Annotated in this window: 18 protein-coding genes, 2 tRNA genes and 1 pseudogene; 11 read left to right on the plus strand and 10 right to left on the minus strand. The window is 59.2% G+C overall.

The features are described from left to right. Positions 1-32: 32 nt before the first annotated feature. Both BQ5379_RS06490 and BQ5379_RS06495 read left to right on the plus strand, forming a co-directional pair. Positions 33-2,927 (plus strand): outer membrane beta-barrel protein, encoded by a 2,895-nt coding sequence (locus tag BQ5379_RS06490; RefSeq protein WP_071134688.1) that lies wholly within the window; start codon positions 33-35, stop codon positions 2,925-2,927. 150 nt (positions 2,928-3,077) lie between these two features. Next, entirely contained in the window at positions 3,078-3,722 is a 645-nt protein-coding gene (locus BQ5379_RS06495) for a DUF1847 domain-containing protein (RefSeq protein WP_071134689.1), read from the plus strand. Positions 3,723-4,334: 612 nt separating this feature from the next. On the opposite strand, the gene BQ5379_RS06500 is transcribed toward BQ5379_RS06495, so the two are convergent. The 5 genes from BQ5379_RS06500 to BQ5379_RS06525 all read right to left on the minus strand — a co-directional run bounded on the left by BQ5379_RS06500 (position 4,335) and on the right by BQ5379_RS06525 (position 8,206). Next, the gene (locus BQ5379_RS06500) at positions 4,335-4,808 is read right to left on the minus strand and encodes a deoxycytidylate deaminase (protein WP_071134690.1); all 474 of its coding nucleotides are present in this window, start codon (positions 4,806-4,808) and stop codon (positions 4,335-4,337) included. 231 nt (positions 4,809-5,039) lie between these two features. Then, entirely contained in the window at positions 5,040-5,978 is a 939-nt protein-coding gene (locus BQ5379_RS06505; RefSeq protein ID WP_071134691.1) for an NAD-dependent epimerase/dehydratase family protein, read from the minus strand. Positions 5,979-6,316: 338 nt separating this feature from the next. Continuing rightward, positions 6,317-6,976 carry a fructose-6-phosphate aldolase gene (gene fsa / locus BQ5379_RS06515; protein WP_071134693.1) on the minus strand — a complete coding sequence of 220 codons (660 nt, stop codon included), beginning with the start codon at positions 6,974-6,976 and terminating at the stop codon, positions 6,317-6,319. Between the two features lie 136 nt (positions 6,977-7,112). After that, positions 7,113-7,730 carry a lipoprotein signal peptidase gene (locus BQ5379_RS06520; RefSeq protein WP_071134694.1) on the minus strand — a complete coding sequence of 206 codons (618 nt, stop codon included), beginning with the start codon at positions 7,728-7,730 and terminating at the stop codon, positions 7,113-7,115. A gap of 200 nt (positions 7,731-7,930) precedes the next feature. Next, the gene (locus BQ5379_RS06525) at positions 7,931-8,206 is read right to left on the minus strand and encodes an HU family DNA-binding protein (protein WP_071134695.1); all 276 of its coding nucleotides are present in this window, start codon (positions 8,204-8,206) and stop codon (positions 7,931-7,933) included. A 157-nt stretch (positions 8,207-8,363) separates the two neighbouring features. Here BQ5379_RS06525 and BQ5379_RS06530 point away from each other — a divergent pair. From BQ5379_RS06530 to BQ5379_RS06560, 7 genes are all read left to right on the plus strand, one after another. Beyond that, positions 8,364-8,451, plus strand: a tRNA-Ser gene (locus tag BQ5379_RS06530). A 268-nt stretch (positions 8,452-8,719) separates the two neighbouring features. Further along, a complete protein-coding gene (locus BQ5379_RS06535; protein WP_159431222.1) occupies positions 8,720-9,634 on the plus strand; it encodes an alpha/beta hydrolase family protein in 915 nt (304 codons plus the stop codon). A gap of 397 nt (positions 9,635-10,031) precedes the next feature. Beyond that, positions 10,032-10,475 (plus strand): MarR family winged helix-turn-helix transcriptional regulator, encoded by a 444-nt coding sequence (locus BQ5379_RS06540; protein WP_235846037.1) that lies wholly within the window; start codon positions 10,032-10,034, stop codon positions 10,473-10,475. Further along, complete coding sequence (locus BQ5379_RS06545) at positions 10,456-11,772, plus strand: TolC family protein (RefSeq protein WP_071134697.1); 1,317 nt, start codon at positions 10,456-10,458, stop codon at positions 11,770-11,772. The genes BQ5379_RS06540 and BQ5379_RS06545 overlap by 20 nt, the downstream gene beginning before the upstream one ends. A gap of 25 nt (positions 11,773-11,797) precedes the next feature. Continuing rightward, positions 11,798-12,865 (plus strand): HlyD family secretion protein, encoded by a 1,068-nt coding sequence (locus BQ5379_RS06550; protein WP_071134698.1) that lies wholly within the window; start codon positions 11,798-11,800, stop codon positions 12,863-12,865. Further along, positions 12,862-14,466, plus strand: coding sequence for an MFS transporter (locus tag BQ5379_RS06555; RefSeq protein WP_071134699.1), 1,605 nt, complete (start codon positions 12,862-12,864; stop codon positions 14,464-14,466). Before BQ5379_RS06550 ends, BQ5379_RS06555 begins: the two co-directional genes overlap by 4 nt. Before the next feature lie 360 nt (positions 14,467-14,826). Next, a tRNA-Ser gene (locus BQ5379_RS06560) sits at positions 14,827-14,913 on the plus strand. A gap of 277 nt (positions 14,914-15,190) precedes the next feature. Here the strand turns inward: BQ5379_RS06560 and BQ5379_RS06565 are convergent. The 5 genes and pseudogenes from BQ5379_RS06565 to BQ5379_RS06585 form a co-directional block, all read right to left on the minus strand. Next, positions 15,191-15,961 carry a LytR/AlgR family response regulator transcription factor gene (locus tag BQ5379_RS06565; protein WP_071134700.1) on the minus strand — a complete coding sequence of 257 codons (771 nt, stop codon included), beginning with the start codon at positions 15,959-15,961 and terminating at the stop codon, positions 15,191-15,193. Further along, positions 15,954-16,988, minus strand: a complete 1,035-nt coding sequence (locus BQ5379_RS06570) for a sensor histidine kinase (RefSeq protein ID WP_071135573.1) — start codon at positions 16,986-16,988, stop codon at positions 15,954-15,956. The genes BQ5379_RS06565 and BQ5379_RS06570 overlap by 8 nt, the downstream gene beginning before the upstream one ends. Positions 16,989-17,049: 61 nt before the next feature. Further along, a pseudogene (locus tag BQ5379_RS11440) lies at positions 17,050-18,345 on the minus strand (TolC family protein). 3 nt (positions 18,346-18,348) lie between these two features. Further along, complete coding sequence (locus tag BQ5379_RS06580; RefSeq protein WP_071134701.1) at positions 18,349-21,375, minus strand: efflux RND transporter permease subunit; 3,027 nt, start codon at positions 21,373-21,375, stop codon at positions 18,349-18,351. Between the two features lie 330 nt (positions 21,376-21,705). Continuing rightward, positions 21,706-22,776 (minus strand): efflux RND transporter periplasmic adaptor subunit, encoded by a 1,071-nt coding sequence (locus BQ5379_RS06585; protein WP_071134702.1) that lies wholly within the window; start codon positions 22,774-22,776, stop codon positions 21,706-21,708. Positions 22,777-23,133: 357 nt separating this feature from the next. On the opposite strand from BQ5379_RS06585, the gene BQ5379_RS06590 reads away from it, so the two are divergent. Next, entirely contained in the window at positions 23,134-23,760 is a 627-nt protein-coding gene (locus BQ5379_RS06590; RefSeq protein ID WP_071134703.1) for a TetR/AcrR family transcriptional regulator, read from the plus strand. Continuing rightward, positions 23,757-24,539, plus strand: a complete 783-nt coding sequence (locus tag BQ5379_RS06595; RefSeq protein ID WP_235846038.1) for a DUF2271 domain-containing protein — start codon at positions 23,757-23,759, stop codon at positions 24,537-24,539. The genes BQ5379_RS06590 and BQ5379_RS06595 overlap by 4 nt, the downstream gene beginning before the upstream one ends. The last annotated feature ends 724 nt before the right edge of the window (positions 24,540-25,263 follow it).

Genomic DNA, 25,263 nt, shown 5'->3' on the forward strand with positions numbered 1-25,263 from the left:
ATAAACATATAGTAACCCCACAACTCCAAACCATGAAACGAATCCTCGGATTGCTACTCCTGCTACTGACCACATCGGCCGGGTGGGCAGCTCCCACAACCATCAAAGGGACCGTCGTCGGCGGAGACGATGGCCAACCGATCATCGGTGCCTACGTCATCATCAACGCCTCGGCCCCCGACGCCGCTAAACGCACCAGCCTGACCGGAACCGGCGGTACCTTCCAGGTCACCAGCAAGGAAGCGACCGTCAATGTGACGATTTCGTTCATCGGTTACAAGAACTACTATAAGGAGATCACCCCGACCGGCAAGAGTGTCGATCTGGGCACCATCCGTCTGGTTCCGGAGGCCCAGGTGACCGAAACGGTGACCGTCACCGCCAAAGCCCCGATGGCTGTGGTCAAGGGCGACACCCTGCAATACAACGCCGCCGCCTACAAAACCAACCCCGATGCATCGAGCGAAGACCTGCTCAAGAAGATGCCGGGCGTGACCACCAACGATGACGGCGCCGTCGAAGTGCACGGCGAGACCCTCGGCAAGGTTTACGTCGACGGCAAAGAGTTCTTCGCCGACGACCCGGCCGTAGCCATCAAGACCCTGCCGGCCGACGTTGTAGCCAGCATCCAGGTGTTCGACGACAAGAGCGACGAATCGAAATTCTCCGGTTTTGACGACGGCGAACGCATCAAAGCCATCAACATCGTCACCAAGAGCGGCGTCAGCTCGAGCGTATTCGGGAAAGTCTACGGTGGATACGGCACCGACGACCGCTACTCGGTCGGCGGCGCAGCCAACATCTTCAACTCCAACCAGCGTTGGACCATCCTCGCCTCGCGCAACAACGTCAACAACCAGGGCTTCACCCTGAACGACATCGCCAGCGCCATGACCGGCCGACGCGGCGGCATGGGCGGCGGTATCGACGCCAGCCAGTTCACCACCAACGTCCGCGGCGGTATCCAGACCACCACGATGGCCGGTCTGAACTACCAGGGCGATTTCGAAAAGATCAAGATCAACGGCAGCTACTTCTTCAACAACGTGAATGCCAACATCTGGCAGATCGTCGGCCGCGAATACCAGTCCCAGGACCTGCGCGAAAACGACACCACCCGTTCCATGGGGTACAACTACCAGCACCGCGCCAACCTGCGGATCGAATGGAACCCCAACGAGACCAACCGCATTTTCTTCACCCCCCGCATCACCTACTCCACCAACCACGGTAACAGCAGCAGCATCTCGATGAACCTGCTCAACGGCCTGCCCAACACCTCGGGCGACAACCGTTACGCCACCCAGCTGGGAACCTACGACGCATCGGCCAACCTCTTCTGGATGCACCGCTTCGGCAAAGCCGGCCGTACCTTCTCCATCGGCGGATCGGGCGGCGGCAGCAACGGCTGGGGCGAACGCACCCAGGAATCGGTCTACGGATCGATCTCCGACGACGCCTCGCTCAACGCCTCGGTGGCTCAGACCATCGGTCTCACCTATAACGAAATCAACCAGATCGGTATCCTCGACGCACCGGGCTACGACCTCTCGGGACGGGTCAGCTACGCCGAACCGCTCTCGAAATCGTCCCGTCTGCAGTTCAGCTACCGTTTCAGCTACGACGAGAGCGACTCGAAAAAACTGAGCTACAACCTCACCGACGAGTTGGAATCGCTGGACGCCATCCGTGACATGATCACCGACCTCGGTCTGGATCCGGATCCCGTCACCTCGAACCTCTTCAACCGCGACCAGAGCCGCCATGTCGCCACCGTCGGCTACAACTGGGTCAAGAAAGACAAAATGACCCTCAACGTCTCGCTGAACTACCAGTACTCCACCCTCAACGACGACGAGACCTACCCGCGCACCATCAACAGCAAGTACAACTTCGACGCCTGGCTGCCCCGCGTACGCTTCGAGTACAACCCCAGCAAGATGGAACACCTGAACTTCGAGTACCGCCGCACCACCTCGACCCCGACCGTCAACCAGCTGCAGGACCTCTACGACATTAGCGACCCGTTGAACGTGTCGGTCGGTAACCCCAACCTGAAACAAAGTTACACTGACCGGCTGGAGGTTCGATATAACCGTGCAAACCCCGAAAAGTCCAATTACTTCCACCTGTTCGCACGGGTTAACTTCATCCAGAACTACATCTCGACACACCGCCGCTTCCTCACGGAAGACATGGAGATCGACGGTACGACCATCGTCAAGGGGGCACAGCTCTCGAGCCCGGTCAACCTGGACGGTTACATCAGCGCCAACCTCTTCTCGATGTACGGATTCCCGATCAACCCGATCCGCAGCAACATGAACATCGGCCTGATGTACATGTACACCCGCACCCCCTCGATCGAAGACAACGTCGAGTACCGCACCAACAGCAACCGGATCAACCTGAACCTCTCGCTGACCAGCAACATCTCGGAAAACGTCGACTTCACACTCGCCTACCGTCCCGGCCTCACCTTCACCACCAGCCGCGACCAGGCTACCCAGGCCCGTCAGTTCGACCGTTACCTGCGCAGCGACCTGTCGGCCTTCCTGAACGTCTTCCTCTGGAAAGGGCTCTTCATCAACGCCGACGCCACCTGGCGCAACTCGTTCGGTACGCAGGCCTCCTACTCGCAGCACTACGCCCTGCTCAACGCCGGCATCGGTTACAAATTCCTCAAATACCGTCAGGCCGAGATCCGTATCTCGGGCTACGACCTGCTCAACCAGAACCGCGCCTTCCGCCAGAGCACCCAGAGCAGCTATATTCAGACCACCCTCTCGAACGTACTGCAACGCTACTTCATGGTCAGCTTCACCTACAAGTTCGACACCCGTAAAGGACGTTCTGCAGAGAACTACGGCACTGCCGACCGTGGCGGCATGGGCATGGGTCCCCGTCCGGGAGGCCCGCGTCACTAACCTGACCCCGCATCCATAGCTTCGCCCTCCGCAGAAGCGACACGCCGTCCGGAGAGCGCACCGATAACCGCAGCGCGAAAAAGAGACCCGAAAGTTTCTTTTTCGCGCTGCTTTTTTATTCCTTTGGGGTAACCAATCAGCCCACAGACCATGGAGAAGATCAAGGAACCGACCTGTGTCGATTGCGGCACTCAGAACTGTAAAATCAAAACCGCCACCTATCCCGAATTCTGTCTGACCACCCATCTTGACGAGAGCGATCGCCAGTGGGCCCTCGAGCGTTACGACCAGGGGCGAAACCGCGAAATCATGCGGGTCAGCGCTGAGGTGGAGTACGAGGGTTACGGCCGCTGGACCCGCGTACAGGAGATCATGGAGTTTGCCCGCCGGATCGGGGCCCGAAAGATCGGCATCGCCAACTGCATCGGTCTGATCCACGAAGCCCGCATCTTTGCCCGCATCCTGCGCGCCAACGGTTTTGAGGTCTACTCCGTGATTTGCAAGGTGGCCGGACAGGCCAAAAGTTCGATGGGGATCCCGGCCGAGTGCGAAAAAATCGGGGCCGCCATGTGCAACCCGATTCTTCAGGCGCGGCTGCTGAATCAGGCCCGGACCGATTTGAATGTCGTAATCGGCCTGTGTGTAGGCCACGACAGCCTGTTCTACAAATACGCCGAAGCCTACACCACCACACTGGTGACTAAAGACCGGGTAACCGGCCATAATCCAGCTGCGGTCCTTTACACCGCACAATCCTACTACAAAAAGAAGCTGGAACCCGACGGACAGCAATAGAAACGTCCGGGGCATGACTTCTTCGGAGTTGGCCCCCATTCATTTACAACCGCCGTCCTCTACACCGCACAATCCTACTACGAAAAGAAGCTGGAACCCGACGAACAGAAATAGAAACGTCCGGGACATGACTTCACGGGGCTGCCCCCATTCATTTACAACCGCCGTCCTCTACACCGCCCAATCCTGCTACAAAAAGAAGTTGGAATCCGGCGGACAGAAATAGAAACGTCCAGGGCATGACTTCGCGGAGCTGCCCCCTTATTAATTTCCCGTTTCTGGACCCTACACCGTGCAATCGTACCCAAAAGAAACCGGAACCTAACGAACAAAAATTGAAGAATTTGTACGATACCTTTGTGATTCAGGCTGCCATGACCTGTTTCCCGGAAACCATGTTGCACAGCACCGCATCATACCACACGGGGCGGCACTCCTTTCGCCAGGAGGCCGCCCCGTTTTTATACCCATATTCTCTGCCCCCTCGGGAGAGGACTACCCGTTCGGGAAATAGAACTCGTGAAATAAGCTTGCGTTCAGTGGGGAAATTCACCCATCCCCTTCGGTTAATCGAGCTGCCGCGGAACTTCCGGAATAACCATCGTCCGCTCTCTACTCGGCCGGTACGATCGGATTCGTGCGCGACACCGTTCCGTCCTCGCTGACCTGCACCACCTCGATTCCGGCCCGCTCCAACAGTTTCACGCCGTCCTGCGAGTGGTAATCGTCGCAGAAGACCACCCGACGGATCCCCGCCTGAATGATGAGCTTCGCACACTCGATGCAGGGCGACGCCGTCACATAGAGCGTCGCGCCGAGCGAACTGTTGTTCGACTTGGCCACCTTCGTAATGGCATTGGCCTCGGCGTGCAGCACATAAGGTTTGGTCAACCCGGTCGCTTCGTCTTCGCAGACATTCTCGAACCCCTGTGGCGTACCGTTGTATCCGTCCGAGATAATCATCTTGTCGCGCACGATCAGCGCTCCCACCTGTCGGCGGACACAGTAGGAGTTCTCGGCCCAGATGCGGGCCATACGGATGTAACGGCTGTCGAGCAGACGTTGTTTCTGTTCCTGGTATCCCATAGCTCAAACGGATTGATTCGGTGTTGAACACAAAGTTAAGAATTATTCGCACTCCACCTGCTGCCACCCGGGAGTGAATCGGACGCCCCCAAAGGATACCCCAACAGACGTCCACCGCAGCGGCCTCCGTTCTCCACACACCACCCGTGCTTTTGCCGCAGCATACAATAGAGGAGGCTCTTTCCCCCCTCACGGGAAAAGAGCCTCCTCCGAATATGAATACCGGTTGGATTACTTGCGCAACCGTTCGCCGAGGACTTTGATCATGTCGGCGGTCATCTCAGGCAGCCCCCACTTCGGAGCCCAGTCCCATTCGGCACGCGCCACGCTGTCGTCCATCATGTTGGGCCATCCGTCCGAAATGGCATCCTTCACGGGATCGATTTCGTAAACCATCTCCAGCGACGGGATGTGTTTTTTGATTTCGGCATAGATGATCTCGGGCGAGAAACTCATCGAAGCGACGTTATAACCGTTGCGGTGTTTGAGTCGCGACGGATCGGCCTCCATCAGCTGCACCATGGCGTTGAGCACGTCGGGCATGTAGATCATGTCCATAAAGCGGTCGTGGGGCACGGGGCAGACGAATTTTTCACCTTTGAGGGCGGCGTAGAAGATCTCCACGGCGTAGTCGGTCGTGCCGCCGCCGGGCAGTGCCTGCGACGAGATGACGCCGGGCAGACGCACGCTGCGGGCATCCACCCCGAAACGCTGGAAGTAATAGTTGCTGAGCAGTTCGCCGGTCACCTTGCACACCCCGTAGATCGTGGTGGGGTGCATCGGGGTATCCTGCGGCGTTTTGTCTTTGGGGGCGTCGGGGCCGAAAGCTCCGATCGAGCTGGGTGTGAAGACCGAGCAGTTGTACTCGCGGGCGATCTCCAGCGCGTTCATCAGCGCTCCCATGTTCACCCGCCAGGCTTTCTGGGGATTGGCTTCGCCGGTGGCGGACAACAGGGCCACCAGGTTGAAAATCGTATCGATTTTGTCTTCACGCACCACTTTGGCCACAGCTTCGGCATCGAGCGCGTCGAGCTGTACAAAATCGTTATCCTCGCGGTCGCCGTGAATATCGGCAGCGATCACGTTGTGTTGGCCGTAGATGCCCCGCAGGTGGGTAGTCAGTTCGGAACCGATCTGTCCGCCGGCTCCGACGATCAATATTTTTTTCATGGGTAGAGCTTGATTTTGAGACACAAATTTATCGGTTTTTTTCACATCCGGAGCGGCTTTTTGTGAAATTCTTGCGTCCGTCGGGGTTCGACCCATAATCCGCCCCCTTTTCGACTCAGATTCAGGGTTCCCGCTTCCGCCGCGCGGAACACAAGATCACTCCTCGCCTGCCAATCTGCCAACCGCTGCAACAGCCCCGGTCCCCAAAACTTCTGCACGCCTTCCGGAGCCTTCACTGCCCACACGCTTTTCACAACCTCTCCGCACCCGTCCGACAAGCAACGAGCCGGTATCGAAACTGAGTTCGATACCGGCTCGCCACGGAGTAAATTGGTTTGCTAACGCAGTTTTTCGCTGTCGCGGATAAACTGAGCCAGCCCCTTGTCGGTCAGCGGATGCTGCAGCAGGCCCAGAATGGCCTTGAGCGGGCAGGTAGCCACTTGGGCACCCACTTCCATACATTCGATGATGTGGCGGGTGTGACGGATCGAGGCGGCCAGCACTTCGCAGGTCCGGTCGTAACCGTACGTTTCAAAGGTTTCGACAATCGAGGCAACCAGTCCGATCCCGTCTTCCGAGATGTCGTCCAGACGGCCCACGAAGGGCGACACGTACGATGCTCCGGCTTTGGCGGCCAGCACGGCCTGTCCCACGCTGAAGATCAGCGTACAGTTGGTGCGGATTTTCTTGCCGGCGAAGTATTTGATGGCCCGGATCCCGGCTTCGGTGCAGGGAATCTTGACCACAATGTTCGGATGGAGAGCGGCCAGGGCGGTTCCTTCGGCGATCATGCCTTCGTAATCGGTGCTGAGCACTTCGGCGCTGACGTCGCCGTCAACGATTTCGCAGATGCGGCGATAGTGTGCCTCGACTGCTTCGTGTCCTTCGATGCCCTCTTTGGCCATCAGCGAGGGGTTGGTCGTGACCCCGTCGATAATTCCCAGTGCCACACCTTGTTGAATCTGTTCAAGGTTGGCTGTGTCCAGAAAAAATTTCATCTTTATTTGAGTGAGTTAGTGTTCCTCGTGGGGGGTTCAGATTCCCGTTATCAGACGGGCTGCAACTCCGAAACGAGCTGCTGCAAAAGACTTTTGCGGCCCCTAAAGTACGAAATTTCCTGTTGTCTGGACAATATTACTTGAAAAATTTATACTGGAACAGGAGCAGGTACACCATACCGCACGTAACGTACGAGTCGGCGATATTGAAAATGGGGCTGAAGAAGGTGAAGGGTTCGCCCCCCCAGATGGGCACCCAGTCGGGCATCTGTTCAATCTCGATGATGGGGAAATAGAGCATGTCGACAACGCTGCCGTGCAGGAACGAGGCATACCCTTCGCCCCAGGGTACGAAACGGGCCACTTCGGTAAAGGTGGACTCCGAGAAGATCAGCCCGTAGAAGGCCGAATCGACAATGTTGCCCAGCGCTCCGGCCAGTACGACGGATACGCCGACGATCACGCCGACAGGTGCCTGACGCCGGATCAGGCGGCGAATATACCACCCGATGGCCACAACGGCCACAATGCGGAAGAGACTGAGGAAGAGTTTTCCGAAATCGCCACCGAGTTCCATGCCGTATGCGGCGCCACGGTTCTCGATAAACCGGATGTAGAACCACTCTCCGAAGACCGGGATGGCTTCGTCGAGGGTCATGTGTGTTTTGACGCAGATTTTGACGATTTGATCAAGGATCAGCAGCCCGATAACGAGCAGCACCACAAAAAGGCTCTTTTTTCTATTGGATTCCATCGTTGTATAGTCTCAGGTTGGGCATCATCTTCTTCCCCGGAGGGGGCTGCGACGCAGCAGGATGAGTGGGGCGGCCGGCCGCCCGGCGCAAAGATACGAAAAGCCGACCATCTTTCGCCCCTCCAGTCTGGAGGAGTCGCAAGATGGCCGGCTGTTTTCAGTCGGATCGACGTGCGCTGGGCACGGCACCGGGCATCGGACTATTTTTCGATGGCAGCGCAGAGTTCGGCGCCGGCTTTGAATTTCACGACTTTCTTAGCCGCGATTTCGATCGTTGCACCGGTACGGGGGTTACGACCGGTACGAGCCGGTTTTTCGGTCACGCCGAACGAGCCAAAGCCTACAAGGGCGATTTTTTCGCCAGCTTTGAGGGTTTTGCCCGTCACGGAGACGAAGGCTTCGAGGGCTTTCTTAGCCTGTACTTTTGAGAGTCCTGCTTCAGCAGCGATTGCGTCGATGAGTTGAGTTTTATTCATAATGGTAACTTTAATGAGTGAGTGTTTCTTCGTTGTTGCAAATATAACTTATAAATCTTAATAACCAACATTTTAGCCATATTTTTTAGCGTCTGGAAAGCGGACAAAAAGCGGGTCTGGTTTTGCCCGTAAGGAAAAAACCGCTACATTTGCCCCCGGAGAGGTGGCAGAGTGGTCGATTGCGGCGGTCTTGAAAACCGTTGAGCTGCGAGGCTCCGGGGGTTCGAATCCCTCCCTCTCCGCCAGAAAACATCGAACAATCGATCGTTTACAGATCTACATCCGCTTTTACATCCACAAGGTAAAAGCGGATGTTCTTTTTCATCCCATCCCCCCTTCACACGTCCGAATTGGGAACATAGCCTGCCACAGGCATTATCTTCCACACAAATTGCACCTCCCGGCCACACCTGTCCTGCACAACCAACTTGGGGCCCATAAATCCCGGCAGACACACCTTCGACGACCATATTTTTCACATCTTTGCAAGGTATCACGCCCAAGACCATGCGTATGAAAATCAAACATGTAACGCTCGTATTATGCGGGATTCTTCTCTCCCTGCATTCCCTCGCCATAAAGCCGGACCGGAAATACATTCGCCTGCCGCAGCACGTGGGACTGATCTACAAAAAGTTAAACGTCACAACACCGGACGGCTACCGCATTGAGACGTGGTTTTATCCCGCCCAGGAGGCAGCGGCCCCAAACGCCGGACAAGACGACATGCTACCCTACCGGGTCATCGACCACCGGCGAAGACCCACGTTGGTTATCTGCAACGGCGATGCCGGAAACATGTCCTACCAACAAATCCTGCTCGCCTCAATATACACCGCCAACGGATTCAATGTGGTGACATTCGACTGGAGGGGATTCGGTCAAAGTTCAGTCTTCGAGATGAACGAGAACTACCTTTGCTACACCGAGATGCTCGAAGATTACGGAGCAGTCATTAAGGCTGTCCGGAAACAGAAAGAGGTCGACCACAAACGTATTTTCGTTATGGGCTGGTCCACGGGAGCCTATTTGAGCATGATCACCGCCCATAACAACCGAAACGTAACGGGATGCATCGTGAGCGGGACACCCTCTTCATTCGAAGAGGTGATCCCGCAACTGGTGAAAGTCCACCCCAAAGGAAAGAGCGCAAAGAACCTACTGGTACCGGATGACTTCCCGCGCGAACAGATGCCGGCCCTGATAGCTCCCGAATTCCACAAACCCATTCTCCTCGTCGTGGGCGACAAGGACGACAGGACCCCCCGATGGATGTCCGAGAAAATATATCATGCGCTGCCCAAAGATACGGACCAGCGACTCTCGGTATATGAAAATGCGGGGCATGGAGGGATGGATTCTCCCTACTTCGTCGACACGCAACGCTGGACCCAGGAAACGATTGACTTCATGACCGGCATAAAATAGCATCAAATCCAGCAGCAGGAAAAACTGACAGTCAACCCCTTAAAACCACCCGAGTCAGATACCCTTTCCGGTTCCATTACGCCCCTGCCGGAACACAAAGTTTCCCCTTTTGCCTCACCCGGGTGAGGCAGAAGCGCTGAAATAACGAGAGATCCAGCGCGGCACTACTACCTCTGCTGGATTTTTTGTTTCTCCCTTGGTACAGTTTGAGTAGGAAGGCCATTCCATAATATCATCGAGCCAGCCCCATTTTTCGGGCCTTTCTCCAATCCAGTATATTCACAGTAAATCAACACCTTACATATACAATCAGAGATACTACAACGAAAAATTAGTCAAAAATTTGACTAATTTTTCACCCCGCCGTATCTTTGCGCCCGAAAATCAGCCACACTGCATGATAAACGACGGCAACGATTTCCGCAACTTCCAGATCGCCATTGTCCGCATGCGCATCGCCTTCCGCGAATGCCTCCAGCGAACCCTCCGACAACACGGCATCAACGTCAGCTACGAAACGATCCAGGTGCTCAGCACCCTGTGGCGCGAAGAGGGCATCCCGCAACAGGTGCTCGCCACCCGCACCGCAAAAGGTAAAGCCGCACTGAGCAGCCTGATGAACATCCTCGAAGAGAAGGGCTGCATCGAACGGCGCGAAGACCCCGCCGACCGACGCAACAAACTGGTCTACCTGACCCCGCAGGGCCGGGCATTCTGGGACCGGATCCTGCCCCTGCTCAACGACCTGTACGCCCGCCTCGAAGGAGACGTCAGCCTCGAGCGCATCCGCCTCATGACCCACGACCTAACGACCATTCAGCATGCACTGGAGAACGCCTAAATACCTGTTCCGGCTGTTGCTGGCAGCACTGAGCGTCACGCCCGCCGCCGCACAGAACGATACGCTGGCCCTCTCCGTCGAGCAGCTCTTCGAACGCGGCCTGCGCTACAACCTGCAGCTGCAGGCCGACGCCATCGAAGAGGAGGTCGCTCTGGAGCAGACCCGCACGGCCCGGGCCGCACGGCTGCCCGATCTGGAGGTCGGTCTGCGCGGCGGCTACGTCGGCCAGCCCGTCATATTCCGCGAAGGACTCTCGCACGCCACCCGTCCCGACGCCCCCGACTGGTCGCAGAACTACGCCGTCGACCTCAACCAGCCCATCTACACCGGCGGCCGGCTCCGCCACTCGCTCCGCAAGAGCCAACTCCAGCACACCCTGGCCACGCTTCGCACGGCAGGCGATCAGTCGGCCGTCAAGCTGAGCCTGCTGAGCCAGTACCTCGAACTGTTCAACCTCTACCGCCAGCAGGAGGTGCTGCAACGCAACATCGAAGAGTCCGAACGGCGGCTGCACGACATCCGCCGCATGAAAAACGAAGGGCTGATCACCACCAACGACGTGCTCCGCAGCGAGATGCAGCTCACCGACGACCAGCTCGCCCTGCAACAGACCCGGAACGACATCCGCATCGCCTCCCAGCAACTCGACATCCTGCTGGGTCAGGACGAACGGCTGCTGATCCTCCCCGACACCACCCTGCTGCACGCTCCGGTGCCCCTCGAAAGCTACGAAACCTACGTGGCCGAAGCCCGCGACAACGACCCCACCATGCGGCAGCTCCGCCTGGAGACCGAACTGGCCCGGAACGACATCCCGCTGAGCCGTTCCGCCCTGCTGCCCGACATCTCGCTCTACGCCTCGAACACCCTGGCCCGCCCCATCACCCGCACCATGGAGGACTACTACAACAACACCTGGAACGTCGGGCTGTCGGTGGCCGTACCCCTGTCGGCACTCTACAAGAACAACCACCAGGTGAAGGCGAGCGGACTGACCGTGGCCCTGCGCCAAAACGCCGAACAGCAGGAGATGCAACGCCTCCGCGTACAGATCCGTACCGCCTACCTCCGCCATCAGGAGGCCCTCCAGCAGGTCGAAGCGCTGGGTCTTTCGGCACGTCAGGCCCGCGAAAACTACCGCATCATGCAGAACCGCTACCTCAACCAGCTGGCCATCCTGACCGACCTGCTCGACGCCAACACCGTTCTGCTCGACGTGGAGCTGCAACTGACCGCCGCCCGCACGCGCGTCATCTACACCTATTACCAACTACTGGAAGCCAGCGGGCGCCTCTGAGACACACAACCCTGAGACACACAACATGGGAGACTGGATCAAGAAACAACAACGACTCCGCAGACACCGGTTCCGCAACATCGTGCTGAACACCGTCTGCATTCTGCTGGCCGGTTCCGGCCTGTGGTTCACGGCCGACTACTTCTGGCGATACATCAACTACGAAGTGACCAACGACGCCTACGTGGACCAGTACGTCGCACCGCTCAACATCCGCGTGGCCGGCTACATCCGCGAAGTGCGCTTCAAGGAGCACCAGTTCGTCCACCGGGGCGACACGCTGCTGGTGCTCGACGACCGTGAATACCGCATCCGCGTCAAGGAGGCCGAAGCCGCCCTGCTCGATGCCCAGGGCACCCAAGGAGTGATCCACTCCGGCATCCGCACCTCGCAAACCAACGTCGCCGTACAGGACGCCAACATCGCCGAAGCCAAAGCCAAACTCTGGCAGACCGAACAGGACTACCACCGTTTCGAACGGCTGTTGCGCGAAGAGTCGATCCCCGAGCAGCAGTACGAACAGGCCAAAGCCGCCTACGAAGCCGCCCAGGCCCGCTATCAGGCCTACATCGAGCAGAAGAACGCCGCCGAGTCGCAATACCACGAAGCCAGCAAGCGCACCGTCAGCGCCGAGGCCAGCATTCTCCGCCAGGAGGCCGACCTCGACATGGCCCGCCTGAACCTCTCCTACACGGCGCTGACCGCCCCCTACGACGGCTACGTCGGCCGGCGCACCCTCGAACCCGGCCAGTTCGTACAGGCCGGACAGACCATCACCTATCTGGTGCGCAGCAGCGACAAATGGATCACGGCCAACTACAAAGAGACCCAGATCGTTCACATCTACCTCGGCCAGGAGGTGCGCATCAAGGTCGACGCCCTGCCGGGCCGCATCTTCCACGGCCGCGTGACGGCCATCTCGGAAGCCACCGGATCGAAATACTCGCTGGTCCCGACCGACAACTCGGCCGGTAACTTCGTCAAGGTGCAGCAGCGCATCCCCGTGCGCATCGACCTCGAAGACGTCACGGACGACGAGATGGCCCTGCTGCGGGCCGGCATGATGGTCGAAACCGAAGCCCTGCGCCGATGATTACCGCCGCCACGCTCGAAATGCCCGTCCGCCGATGGGTACCCGACTGGCTCGCCACGGCGAGCCTCTTTCTGATCATCATCCCCATCACCATGCTGAACGGCTCCTACACCGGCAGCATGCTCGAGGTCTCCAACACCCTCGGCACCAACACCGAGGACATCACCATGGGCTACTACGCCGCCTCGGCCGGCATGGCCATCGCCTACCCGATCATCCCCAAAGTGCTGGGAGCCCTCTCCTCGAAAGTGCTCCTGCTGGGCGACCTGCTGCTGCAGCTCCTCCTGAGCTGGGTCTGTGCCCGCTCGCAGAGCGCCGACATGCTGATCGCCTGCAGCTTCGCCATCGGATTCCTCAAGGGGTTCCTGATGCTGTGGGGCATCCGGCGGCTCCAGAAAATCTTCAGCCCCCACAACATCCGCAGCGAATTCTACGCCTACTTCTACCCGCTGGTCTACTGCGGCGGACAACTCTCAATGATTATCACGGCCGAACTGGCCTACCACTACAACTGGCAGTACATGTACTACTTCATGATGATTCTGCTGCTGGTTGCACTGCTGGTGGTCGCCGTCTGCTTCCGCCACGACCGGCCGTTGCGCCGGATTCCCCTCCGGGAGCTCCACATCCGCGAGATGTTGGTCATCTCGGCCGGCCTGCTCATGCTGATGTACGTCATCAACTACGGCAAACTGCTCGACTGGATGTCTTCGTTCCGCATCTGCCTCTACATCGTGCTGGCCCCCATGCTGATCGCCCTCTTCATCTGGATCCAGTACCACTCGCGAACCCCCTACGTCAATCTGGCACCGCTCTACCAGCCCAAAGCCATCGTCGGCTACCTCTACATGATGATCGTCATGTTCTTCAGCACCTCCACCACCCTGATGACCAACTACATGACCTCCATCCTGCAAGTCGACGCCACACGCACCTACACCCTCTACATCTACCTCCTGCCGGGCTACTGTCTGGCCGCCTTCATCTGTTTCTGGTGGTTCCGCTGGCAGCGGTGGCGGTTCCGCTTCCTGATCGCCGGCGGAATGGGTTGCTTCGCGCTCTTCTTCGGGCTGCTCTACTTCGGCGTATCGCCCGACAGCACCTACGAGAGCCTCTTCCTGCCGATCTTCATCCGCGGACTCGGGATGCTCACCCTCATCATCGCCTTCGCCCTGTTCGCCGTCGAGGAACTGAACCCGAAATTCCTGATATACAACGCCTTTTTCCTCATCACATTCCGATCGGTACTGGCTCCGGTGCTGGCCACATCGTTTTACAGCAACCTGCTCTACCACCTCCAGCAGAAATACACGCACTCGCTGGCCGAAAACTTCACGATGCTCGACCCGCTGGCCGCCGAGCGCTACACCTCGTCGCTGAACTCGGCCATGGCCCAAGGACACAGCTACGACGAATCGGTGCAAATGGCCGTACAGAACCTTTATACGACCGTTCAGCAACAAAGTCTGCTGCTGTCGCTCAAGGAGATTCTGGGCTGGCTGCTCATCGTGTCGCTGGTGATCGCCGTGATATCGCGCTTCATTCCGTTCCACAAAACCATTCGCGTCAAAGAGGCCAAAGTCGGGGACGATATGGTATAATGCCCTTCGGGCCGCAAGCCAATCTTTGCGGTTTGACGCCACTCCCCGACCAAACCGGGAACCGAATGGCTGCGCAGCCAGGCCGGAGATCGCACGCCGGGGGGCAGGTAAAGGGTTTCCGCTCAAAATTTCGCCCACCCCTCCTGCTTCCATACTCCCGACAATCCGGATTCCACACCCCTGCCGTTCTGCCTAACACGTCCCCCGCATCCCTTCCATCTCTGCACACGAGGCCGCCATTCGCCGTTCACAGCCCTTCGGAGCGGGCACTCGGGATACATTTTTCGCCACGATGCATAAATTTCGCACTGCGAAGCGTCGGGGAATCAAAATAATTGCTATCTTTGCCCCCGAATTGAAGGAGAGATGCCGGAGTGGTCGATCGGGCCGCACTCGAAATGCGGTGTACGGGCAACTGTACCTAGGGTTCGAATCCCTATCTCTCCGCTACGGGAACCGACAGGGCCGGAGAAACAAAAAAGAGGTTTGCCGAACAGCAAACCTCTTTTTTTATCCTCGTCCGGGTGCAGATTTCCTCGATTCCCATTGGGCCATTATTTTCGTTCAGCCATCATCTTCGTTCGACCCTGACGTTCAGCCCAGATTCCTGCTCGACCCTGATTCCCTTTAGCCACACCGCATCTGCACGCCAAAATCCCGTGCCAGGACAATCCCAACCATCGCAATAGGGCGGCAAGACTTCACAAAGGCCCGCTCCCCCGTTCTAATAATTCAGCCACGCCTTGAAAACCGCGATCTTCTCCTCGCTGATCGTAATCTTATCCTTATGCGGCGGACGCACCGTTACGAACACCTTTCCGTTGAAATAGGGTTCGATCTGCGCGATCGCTCCGACACTCAACAGAATCTGACGGTTGGCCCGGAAGAAACGATCCGGATCCAACTGCTCCTCGAGCCGGCTCAACGGCAAATCGACCACATGATGCGTCCCCGTGTGCGTAACCGCCGTGGTGACCTTGTTTTCCGAATAGAAATAGGCGATATCCTCCACCTGCAGGGTCCGGAACCGGTCGGCACCCGCAATCAGGAACCGCGTCCGAAACCGTTTCTCACGCCGCTGCAACGCATCGAGCAGCGTTTCAAGATAGTCATCGGGCCGCTGGAGGCGCCCCACCGAGGCCTCATACTTGGCAATGGCCTCCTCCAGGCGGTGCTCGTCGATCGGCTTCAGGATATAGTCGATGCTGTTGACGCTGAACGCCCGCACGGCATACTCGTCGTAGGCCGTGGTGAAGATGACGGCCGAGCGCGGACGCACCTGCGAGAGCAGGTCGAACGACGTCCCGTCCGAAAGACGGATGTCCAAAAACAACAACTGCGGATGGGGATGCTGGGCGAACCATCGGCCCGCCTCTTCGACGTTGCCCGGCAGAACGACCACCTCCCACTCGGGTCTGAGCCGTTCGACCAGCGACCGCAGCAACCGGGCGGCCGGGATTTCATCTTCTACAATAGCGACACGAATCTTATTCATACGACATGGGGACTTTAACCGTGAAACTTGTGGACGTGCGGAGCACCTCGATCTCGCGGCCCAGCATGATGCGGCAGCGGTTCGAGAGGTTGCGCAGCCCGACCCCTTCGGAGGCGACCCCCTGCCGGGGGCGGATCGGGTTGGAGACCGTCAGCCAGCCATCGTCCGTCGCAACGACGATCTCCATGGGGCGCGACGCCGTGATGGTATTGTGTTTGACCACGTTTTCGATCAGCAGCTGGAGGGTCAGCGGCGGCACACGGCACTCGCGTTCCTCGTCCGTCACCTCGACCCGGCAACGGAGACAGTCGCCCAGCCGCACCACGTGCAGATAGAGGTAGGCATCGGCAAACCGCAACTCCTCGCCGAGCGACACCAGCGGCCGGCTTTGGGCCTGCAACACATAGCGATAGACCTCCGACAGATTGCGCGTGAAGGAGACGGCCCGAGCCGGATCGTACTCGATTTCGGCAATCAGCGCATTGAGGTTGTTGAACAGGAAATGGGGATTGAGCTGGCTTTGCAGGGCGGCATATCGGGCCGCATTGTTCTCGGCCTGGAGTTCAGCCGCACGTTGCGACAGGCGCAGCGTCTGAGCCATCATCCGATTGGAGAGCAGCAGCCCTAAGACTGCCACCTCGACCAGCCAGACGACGAGCAGAATACGCACACCGCCTCCCGAGAAGGCAAACGGATGACGCGCGCCGACCAGCGCCTTGCCCACGACGAGGAATCCGTAATCGACCAGCAGATAGACCGCCAGCACGGCCATACAGGCCGCCGCCACCTTCCACCGCCGCTGGACGTGGAGCACATACTGCCGGTTGAGCCAGGCCGACACCCGCAGGGTCAGGAAACCCAGCGCATTGAACAGCACCACTAGGAACAGACAGACCCAGCCTGAGCCGAGCACCGCTTCGGCACTCGGTGTCAGGTCTGTGTAGCCCGCCAGCAGGAACCAGGCAAAACAGCCCAGCCCCGTGAACAGCAGCGCCGGAAAAAGACCGTTTCTCGTTCGATCGCCCATCGGCATATTTCGATTGATGTTCTGCAAAACTTCTTCGATTGACTCCCTAAAGGTACAAAACTTACAGCGCACCATAGCCATGGAGGGCCTTGAGCAGCTCGGCCAGATGCAGCTGCGCCTCGGCCCGCGCCGTCACATCGTTGGTCTGTGCCGTCTGGCGGTAGACCTGCGCATCGATCACATCGGCCAGCGAGATGGCCCCCTCTTCATACTCTTCGGTAGCGCGACGTTCATTTTCGCGGGCCTTTTCGAGCGACGATCGCGACAACTCCACCCGCTGTTCGGCCCGGCCCAGGGCCGTCCACGCCGTACGTGTCTGAAGTTCGACCTCCGACTCGACCCGGTGCAGTTCGTCGGCTGCCATACCGGCCCGTTTTTCGCCGGCCCGCTTTTCGCTCCGCCGCCGGCCCCCTTCGTAAATCGGCACCGACAGCTGGGCATACACCGCGTAGTTCGGCGACAGATCGGGCCGAAAATCGTAACCCGGCGAGAGGTAACCCGCATCGGCCCCTACGTAGAGCTGCGGTTTGTAACGGGCGTCATTGGCCCGCAGGCTGCTCCACTCCATCCGGATCTTCTCCCGGGCAATACGCACTTCGGGACGCAGCGAGAGGTCACAGACCGAGTCGTTCACATCGCCGACCTCCGCCACAACCGCACCGACCGGCGTTTCGGCCTCGAGCGACACCCCGATCAGCGAGTTGAGCGCCATGCGTCCGATTTCGAATTCGCTCTGCGCCTGCAACAGCTGATACTCCGCCTCGTTGAGCTTCACCTCGACGGTCAGCAGTTCCTGCCGGTCGCACATCCCCTCCTCGACCCGTTCGCCGACGATTCGCGCCAGATCGGCCACCGCGTTCCGGAACTCCCGGGCCACCCCCAGCAGCTCGAACCGCGCAACGGCCGTCCAGTACAGCACATCAGTCTGGTAGCAGACCGCCGCATGCAGCAGATCCTGCTGAGCCTCGGCCACCAGCCGCTGCGACTGCGCCAGCCGAATCGCCTCCAGAATCCGCCCGCCGGTATAGATCGGCTACATCAGGCTGGCCGACGCCCCGTACTTCACGTGACGCCCCTGGAAACTCAGCTCGCCCACGTTCGGCAGCTCCGCCGTGTATTCATACGGGTTGCCCGTGTAGCGAAAGTTGGCTCCGGCCCCCAGACTCGGCATACGGTCGGCACGTGCGGCCCGTTCCAGTTCAATCCCCGCTTCGATATTCTTCTGCGCCGCCTTCAGATCGTCGTTGTAGGCCAGCGCCATCTGCCGGTAACGGGCCAGCAGCGAATCGGACACGGGTTGCGCCACAGCCGCGGCCAGACAAAACAGTCCCCCCAGAAGCATGATCGTTCGTTTCATCCTCTATCGAATCTTTACTTTATAAAATACGGCGTACAAAACCGGCGTGACAAAGAGCGTCAGCCCCGTGGCGAAGGTCAGCCCGAAGATGATGGTCGCCGCCATTCCGCCGAACGCAACGTCGAACAACAGGGGGATCATCCCGGCCAGGGTCGTGGTCGCCGCCATCAGCACCGGCCGCGTGCGCGAGACCGTCGCCTCGACAATCGCCTGCTGCAGCGACACACCCGTTCGATACTGCACATCGATCTCGTCGATCAACACAATCACATTCTTGATCATCATGCCCAGCAGCCCGAGCCACCCCGCGATGGGGAAGAAACCGAAGTCGAATCCCGTGAGCAGCAGCCCCGCGACGATCCCGATCAGCGACATCGGCAGGATGCAGAGAATAATCACCGGTTCGCGGAAGTTCCCGAACAGGGCCACCAGAATGACCACCAGCAGCAGGAACGCCACCGGAAAATACTTCATCAGTGCCTCCATCGCTTCGCTCTGGTCCTTGAACTGCGAATCCCAGAAGAAGGAGTACCCTTCGGGCAGTTCGATCGCCTCGATCTGATCCCGGATTTCGCCGTGCACCTCGGCCATCGTGGCTTCGGGGACAACCCCGCACATGGCGGCCATCGAGAGCTGACGGTTGTAGGTTCTGATCTGCGGATACTCCCAGGTGGTCTCGATGCGGCCGGTCAGCTGCGACAACGGCACCGAACGCTCGCCGTTCCAGACCGGCAGATCGCCCACCCCGGTCAGGTCGCCCTCTTCGCTGCGCAGCAGCACGGGCACCTGTTTCTCACGATCGCGATAGACGCCCACCGCCAGGCCGTCGCTTCCGGCCTTGACCGACTCCATCATTTCGGCCTTGGTGATCCCCATTGCGCCGGCCCGCACCGGATCGTACTCCGGCCGGATCATCATCGCCATATTGCCCCACTCGTTGCGGGCATCGGCCACCTTGGGGTTGCGACGCATGATCTCGATGGCCACCCCGACCAGTGAATCGAGCACCGCCGGGTCGGGTCCCAGGAAACGCGCCTCGATCACAGCTTCGGGCAGGGTGTTCAACTCAAACTTATTCACCTTGATCAACGGCTCGGGGAAACGCAGCCGGATGGAGTCCTGCAACCGGGCCTGCAACGCACGCGCCTCGGCCGAGGTGCGACACTTGACCAGCAGCTGGGCATAGTTCGACTGCGGGCCGATCGAAATGTTCGACAGGTAGTAGCGCGGAGGGGTCCGTCCCACGTAGGAGGAGACCGTCTCGACCGACTCGTGCGCCGCAACGTAGTCGACCATGCGCGCCGCGACCGTATCCGTCTTTTCGATTCTCGTTCCCTCGGGCAGCCACATGTCGAGCGTGAAGTAGGCCTTGTCGAGCGAGGGGGTGAAGACCCGCGGAACGAACCGGAATCCCCAGGCCGCCAGCACCAGCAGTCCGACCAGCAGCACCAGCGTGGCAAACTTGTGGCGGATGACAAACCGCAGCCAGGAGCGAAACCGGTCGTATCCCCGTCCGGAGAAGGGCACCCCCTTCAACTCGTCGGGACGGGGACGCCGCACGAACTGCTGGATGAAGAACGGCGTCTGGGTCATGGCAAACACCCAGCTGAACATCAGCGAGATACCGATGACAATCACCAGCGACGAGAGCAGTTCGCCCGTAATGTGGGGCGAATAGTAGATGGGCATAAAGGTCAGGATGGCAATGGCCGTGGCGGCCAGCAGCGGCAGAGCCGTCGACGAACAGGCCCGCAGAATGGCCACCCGTTTCCGCATCCCGCGCTGCATGTTGACCAGCGCGGAGTCCGACACCACGATCGCGTTATCGACCAGCATCCCCATGGCGATGATGATGGCGGCCAGCGACATGCGTTGCAGGGCAATCCCCTGTACGTACATCACGATCAGCGTGGCGAAAATCGAGAAGACCAGTCCGCTCCCGATCAGGATTCCGTTTTTGAAACCAATGAAAAAGAGCAGAATCCCGACCACTGTCAGTACCGAAATAATCAGGTTCCAGACAAAGCCGCGGTTGGCCACCTCCGATTCGTAGCCCTGGTCGTAGATCGGATGCAGGTCGAACCCTTCGGGCAACGTGCGCTCGAAACGGTCGATGCACTCGGCCACGGCACGCGCCATATCGACCACGTTGCCGGTCGATACGGTCGCCACGGCCACCCCCAACGCCGGTTTCCCATCGATACGCATGATATTTCCGGCCGGTCTCTTGTATCCCTCCTCGACCCGTGCAATGTCCGCCAGCCGGAAATGCTCGCCTGTCTGCGAGGTGATGGTCATCCGCCGAATGTCGTCGAGCGAATAGAAATTCCCGGTCGATTCGATACGGAGCCGGTTTTCGGCCGTTTCGACCGCCCCGGCATCCACCACCTTGTTCTGCGCGGCAAACGCCCGGGCGATGTCGGCCGTGGTCAGCCCGCCTCGCGCCAGCACCGACGGCCGCACCGTCACGTCGATCGTCGGCGTCTGCATGCCGTACACCTCGACCCGTGCCACATCCTTCACCTTCAGCAGCTCGTTCTTGAGCAGTTTGGCCTGATCCTCCAGTTCGCGATAGGTGCGTCCGTCGCCCGTGATGCCGTAAAACACCCCCAGCACGTCGCCGAAATCGTCGTTCACCACCGACGGACCGGCACCGGCCGGCAGTTTGCTCTGCACGTCGGATACCTTGCGTCGCAGTTTGTCCCACAGCTGCTGCATCTGATCGGCGCGGATCTCCTTCTTGACATACACCGTGATCTTCGACATTCCGGCACGGTTCTCGGTCTTCAGGTAGTAGAGCTCGCCGAGTGACTGGATCGACTCCTCCAGCACATCGGTCACCTGCTCCTGCACCTCGGCGGGCGAAGCCCCGGGATAGGGGGTCAGCACCAACGCCTGCTTGATCGTGAACGGAGCATCCTCCAGTTTGCCCATATGGACATAGGAGAACAACCCGCCCGCCAGCACCAGCACGAGCAACAGCCAGGTCACCGCCCTGTTTTTCAGGAAATATTTTACAAATCCATTCATATCGTCATGAAAATCTTGATTATCCACCACCTTCGCTGCCCCCGGCCGACAGGTTCGACCCCTGAAGACCAGCCGCCCCGCGAACTGCCCGATCGGACGATCCGTTCACAAAAAAAGACGGGCAGAGGCTTTCCGAGACACGACACTCCCCCCCAGAGAGCTGTCGTCTCCCCCCATCGAAACACCTCTGTCCGTCATGATCATTCCGTCATTCAACCGTCACGCGCTTCGCCCCTCCAGCCTGCACCTGCGCCCCAAAACCTCCACTCACATGCCGGACATGAAGCGCCCGCAGACCTCGGTTGCATACACACTCTTTGCGTCGCCGGGTCACTGTCGCAAAGCAGTCTCCGCACGGGCGCCGTCACTCACCTGCACCTCCATACCGTCACTCAAGAAACGCAATCCACTGGTAGCCACCGTCTCTCCACTCTTCAACCCGCTGCTGACGACGATTCTTCCACCCGGGAGCAGCTCGCCCAGCGTCACGGGGCGCTGAGCGACCCGTCCTGTCAGGGTATCGACAGCCCACACGTAATCGCCCACGGTCGGGCGGTGGCACAGCGCCGCCTGCGGAATGGCCACCGCACGCGAAGCGGCCGCCGGCAGGTCGAAGCAGACCCGTCCGGACAACCCGGCCGGTAATTTTCCGTCGGGATTGGGCAACAGCGCCGTCAGCAAATAGGAGAGGTTGTTCGGCGTGGTGCTGCGGGCACAATCGACCACCCGCGCCGTGAACTCCCGATCGGGCATCTGGTCGAAAACCAGACTCACCTCGCGCAACTCGTCGGCCCGCATGGCGATGTCCTGCGTCACGTAGATTTCGATGCGCAACTCCGAGATGTCGGTCAATGTCACCACCGGCTGCGAAGCCTTCACATCCTGAAACCGCTCGATGAACACTTCGCCGACATAACCGTCGAACGGAGCCCGCAGTTTCGTGTCCTCCAGATCGTTCGCAGCCGTTTCATAGGCAGTCTCGGCCGCCACATGCTCGGCCCGCGCCGCCTCATAACTGCTGGCCGACACGTTGTCCTTGCGGTAGAGCGCTTCGATGCGTTCGTAATCGGCCTTGGCCCGGCGCCAGGTCGCCTCGGCCCGCTGATAGCGCAACCGGAAATCGCGCGGATCGATCTCGGCAATCACCGCGTCACGCCGGTAGAAATTCCCGGCGTAGACATCAAACTGCTCGATCGGTCCCGACACGCGGAACGAGAGTTCCGAGGTGCGCAACGGCTTGGAAATAAACGGAAACTCTTTGCGTTGAGCCGTTTCGGCCGGTACCGCACGGGTTGTCTCGACCACCAGCGGCGATTCGGCGACGCTCTGTCCGCCGGAGCAGGCCGTGGCGAACATCATCCCCAGCGGAAGAAGCAGAATGCTGATTGCCTTTATATTCATCGGTCCGGTTTTGAATTTCACACCGCGAAGGTATCGGCACCGGCCTGTTCTCAGCGGCGTTTCGTTGCCCAACCCGGGAAATCGGCTCCCGAACTCCCCGTTTCGTGCCTTGAACTCCCCGTTTCACGCTTTGGACTCCCCCATTTCGCATCCCGAATTCTCCGTTTCGCACCCTGAACACACCAGTCGGGTTCATAAAAGAGCACCAATTCGTTCGCCAGCGCCCCGCATCCCTCTAAAGAAGATTCCTAAATCACAGCAAAACATCAACCTAAAGGTAAAAAATGAAGGTTTTCGCTTGCATGTTACCTTAGAGTAACATAATTTTGTAACCAAAAGGTAACTCTTATTCACACTATGGAAAACCGCAAAATACGCACCGAGAAAGACCGGGAAACGACCGAACAATCGCTGTTGCGGGCCATCGGCGAGTTGGTGGCCGAAGAGGGTTTCGAACGGCTGGGCGTGAACGCCGTCGCCGCCCGGGCAGGAGTGTCGAAAGTACTGATATACCGATATTTCGAATCACTGGACGGGCTGATTGCCGCCTACATCCGCACCCACGACTTCTGGATCGACTACCGCCCCGAACTTCCCAAGAAGAAACACCTGGGAATCTTTCTGAAACAGATGTTCCGCAGCCAAATCGAACGTCTGCGCAGCGACACGACCCTCAAACGGCTCTACCGCTGGGAACTCAGCGGCAACAACGCACAGATCGCCGAACTGCGCAGCCAGCGCGAAGCGACCGGTCTGTGGCTCGTCGAGTCCGTCAGCCAGCTCACCGGCCGACCGCGGACCGAAGTGGCCGTACTGGCCACGCTAATCTCCGCCTCGGTGAGCTACCTGGCCCTGCTCGAAGAGAGTTGCCCGACCTACAACGGCCTGCCGCTCCAACAGCCCGCCGGATGGGAGACATACGCCGCCGGAATCGACAGCCTGATCGACCAATGGACCGCCACCTTCAAAAGCAAGTCAAAATGAGCACGCCGCGACGACATGCACGTTTTGGTCTGCTGACGGCGGTCTGGCTACGGCCAAGTCTGTTGCTGGCAGGTCTATCATTGGCAGGTCTGTCGCTCGCCTTCACCGCCTGTCGACCGGACACCGCACGCTACGGCGAGGGCGACCTGCGGGTCGTGGTCGAACCCGGCAGCGCATGGTTGCACGACTTCCCGCTACTGCTCGGTATCAAACGCCGGAACGCCCCACAGATTGCTGTCTGGGTCGAAGACACCGACGGCCGCTACCTGCGTACCCTCTATGTCAGCGAGAAGATAGCCTCGCAGGGTTGGCTTCTGGCCGGCGGCAACCGCCGGCCAGAAGCGCTGCCCGTCTGGTGCCACGCACGCGGCGTACGCTACGACGACGGCCTCTATCTGCCGACCCGCAGCCAGCCCCTGACCGACGCCACCTCCGGAGCCACGCCGCACGGTGCGTTCGTCATCGGTTTCAGCTCCGACAGCCTGCCGCAACGATTTGTCATAAGGGCCGAGGTCAACCACTCGACCGACTTCAACGACGCCTACCCCAAAGAGGCCGAACCGGGATCGCCCGGTTGGTCGGGCGGCGCGATGGGCAGCGGACAACCCGCCCTGGTCTGGGCCGCGACCGTCGACCTGACCTCACGCGACAGCTGCTGGCAGGCTCGTCCGATCGGACACAGCAGTCCCGACGGAACGGACGGGCGGATCGACCCCGACCTTTCACAGCTGACCTCCGCCCTTCGGATCGTACACCGAATCGCCGTTTGCCGCCACTGAAACGATTCCTCGCCCCCGTTCGTCCCGCCTGTCACCCCACACACAAGCGGCAGAAACGGAATGTGCGCCGTTTCTGCCGCTTTCTTTCCAGCCATCACCTATTCGCCGCGCTCCACTTCTTCGCGCAGGGTACCACAGTTTCCGATTCCGCAGGCGAATATCCGTTCAGCACACCTCATTTTGTCGTTTTTCTCCCGGAAACCACCCGAAATACGCCCGCGTAACCGGGCATCAATCAGCCTCTTGCCGATTTCGGCACAAGAGTTGTTACGGAACTATCTGCAACCGGTCGGCAGCGCCAAGCCATAACTTCGCCCGCCGACCCCGCACGTACCGTTACTCCTCCAATGCCGTAACCCATGCCATGCCCACCACAACGACACTCCGCCCCCACCGTCCTGTCCGCAGTCGGCACAGCGCCCCCCTTCCCGTTGTGCCCCCGCCCCACGAAAATGGACAAAACTGCGGCTCTGATGGCCGCTAGGTTCAAAAACGTCACGAAACACAACATGAAGTGTCGGAATTCTGTTCATAATGAGAACACCGGCAAGTGGCCGAATTTTCGAAACATAAATAATTCGTATCTTTGCAAAATTGTTACATCCTGACGATTAGGATCGGAAACCAACGCTGCGCAGCCACCACCGGGAGGAAAAAGACACAACAAGTACGGTAACCTAAACAACGCGAACCCGATACCCCGCTTCGCCAATAAAAAGAACCG

Origin of the sequence: Millionella massiliensis (assembly GCF_900104655.1) — a bacterium.
GTDB lineage: Bacteria > Bacteroidota > Bacteroidia > Bacteroidales > Rikenellaceae > Rikenella > Rikenella massiliensis.

Coding starts and splice junctions, on each gene's coding strand:
- BQ5379_RS06490 (WP_071134688.1), top strand. CDS start 33: ATGAAACGAATCCTCGGATTGCTACTCCTGCTACTGACCACATCGGCC.
- BQ5379_RS06495 (WP_071134689.1), top strand. CDS start 3,078: ATGGAGAAGATCAAGGAACCGACCTGTGTCGATTGCGGCACTCAGAAC.
- BQ5379_RS06500 (WP_071134690.1), bottom strand. CDS start 4,808: ATGGGATACCAGGAACAGAAACAACGTCTGCTCGACAGCCGTTACATC.
- BQ5379_RS06505 (WP_071134691.1), bottom strand. CDS start 5,978: ATGAAAAAAATATTGATCGTCGGAGCCGGCGGACAGATCGGTTCCGAA.
- fsa (WP_071134693.1), bottom strand. CDS start 6,976: ATGAAATTTTTTCTGGACACAGCCAACCTTGAACAGATTCAACAAGGT.
- BQ5379_RS06520 (WP_071134694.1), bottom strand. CDS start 7,730: ATGGAATCCAATAGAAAAAAGAGCCTTTTTGTGGTGCTGCTCGTTATC.
- BQ5379_RS06525 (WP_071134695.1), bottom strand. CDS start 8,206: ATGAATAAAACTCAACTCATCGACGCAATCGCTGCTGAAGCAGGACTC.
- BQ5379_RS06535 (WP_159431222.1), top strand. CDS start 8,720: ATGAAAATCAAACATGTAACGCTCGTATTATGCGGGATTCTTCTCTCC.
- BQ5379_RS06540 (WP_235846037.1), top strand. CDS start 10,032: ATGATAAACGACGGCAACGATTTCCGCAACTTCCAGATCGCCATTGTC.
- BQ5379_RS06545 (WP_071134697.1), top strand. CDS start 10,456: ATGCACTGGAGAACGCCTAAATACCTGTTCCGGCTGTTGCTGGCAGCA.
- BQ5379_RS06550 (WP_071134698.1), top strand. CDS start 11,798: ATGGGAGACTGGATCAAGAAACAACAACGACTCCGCAGACACCGGTTC.
- BQ5379_RS06555 (WP_071134699.1), top strand. CDS start 12,862: ATGATTACCGCCGCCACGCTCGAAATGCCCGTCCGCCGATGGGTACCC.
- BQ5379_RS06565 (WP_071134700.1), bottom strand. CDS start 15,961: ATGAATAAGATTCGTGTCGCTATTGTAGAAGATGAAATCCCGGCCGCC.
- BQ5379_RS06570 (WP_071135573.1), bottom strand. CDS start 16,988: ATGGGCGATCGAACGAGAAACGGTCTTTTTCCGGCGCTGCTGTTCACG.
- BQ5379_RS06580 (WP_071134701.1), bottom strand. CDS start 21,375: ATGAATGGATTTGTAAAATATTTCCTGAAAAACAGGGCGGTGACCTGG.
- BQ5379_RS06585 (WP_071134702.1), bottom strand. CDS start 22,776: ATGAATATAAAGGCAATCAGCATTCTGCTTCTTCCGCTGGGGATGATG.
- BQ5379_RS06590 (WP_071134703.1), top strand. CDS start 23,134: ATGGAAAACCGCAAAATACGCACCGAGAAAGACCGGGAAACGACCGAA.
- BQ5379_RS06595 (WP_235846038.1), top strand. CDS start 23,757: ATGAGCACGCCGCGACGACATGCACGTTTTGGTCTGCTGACGGCGGTC.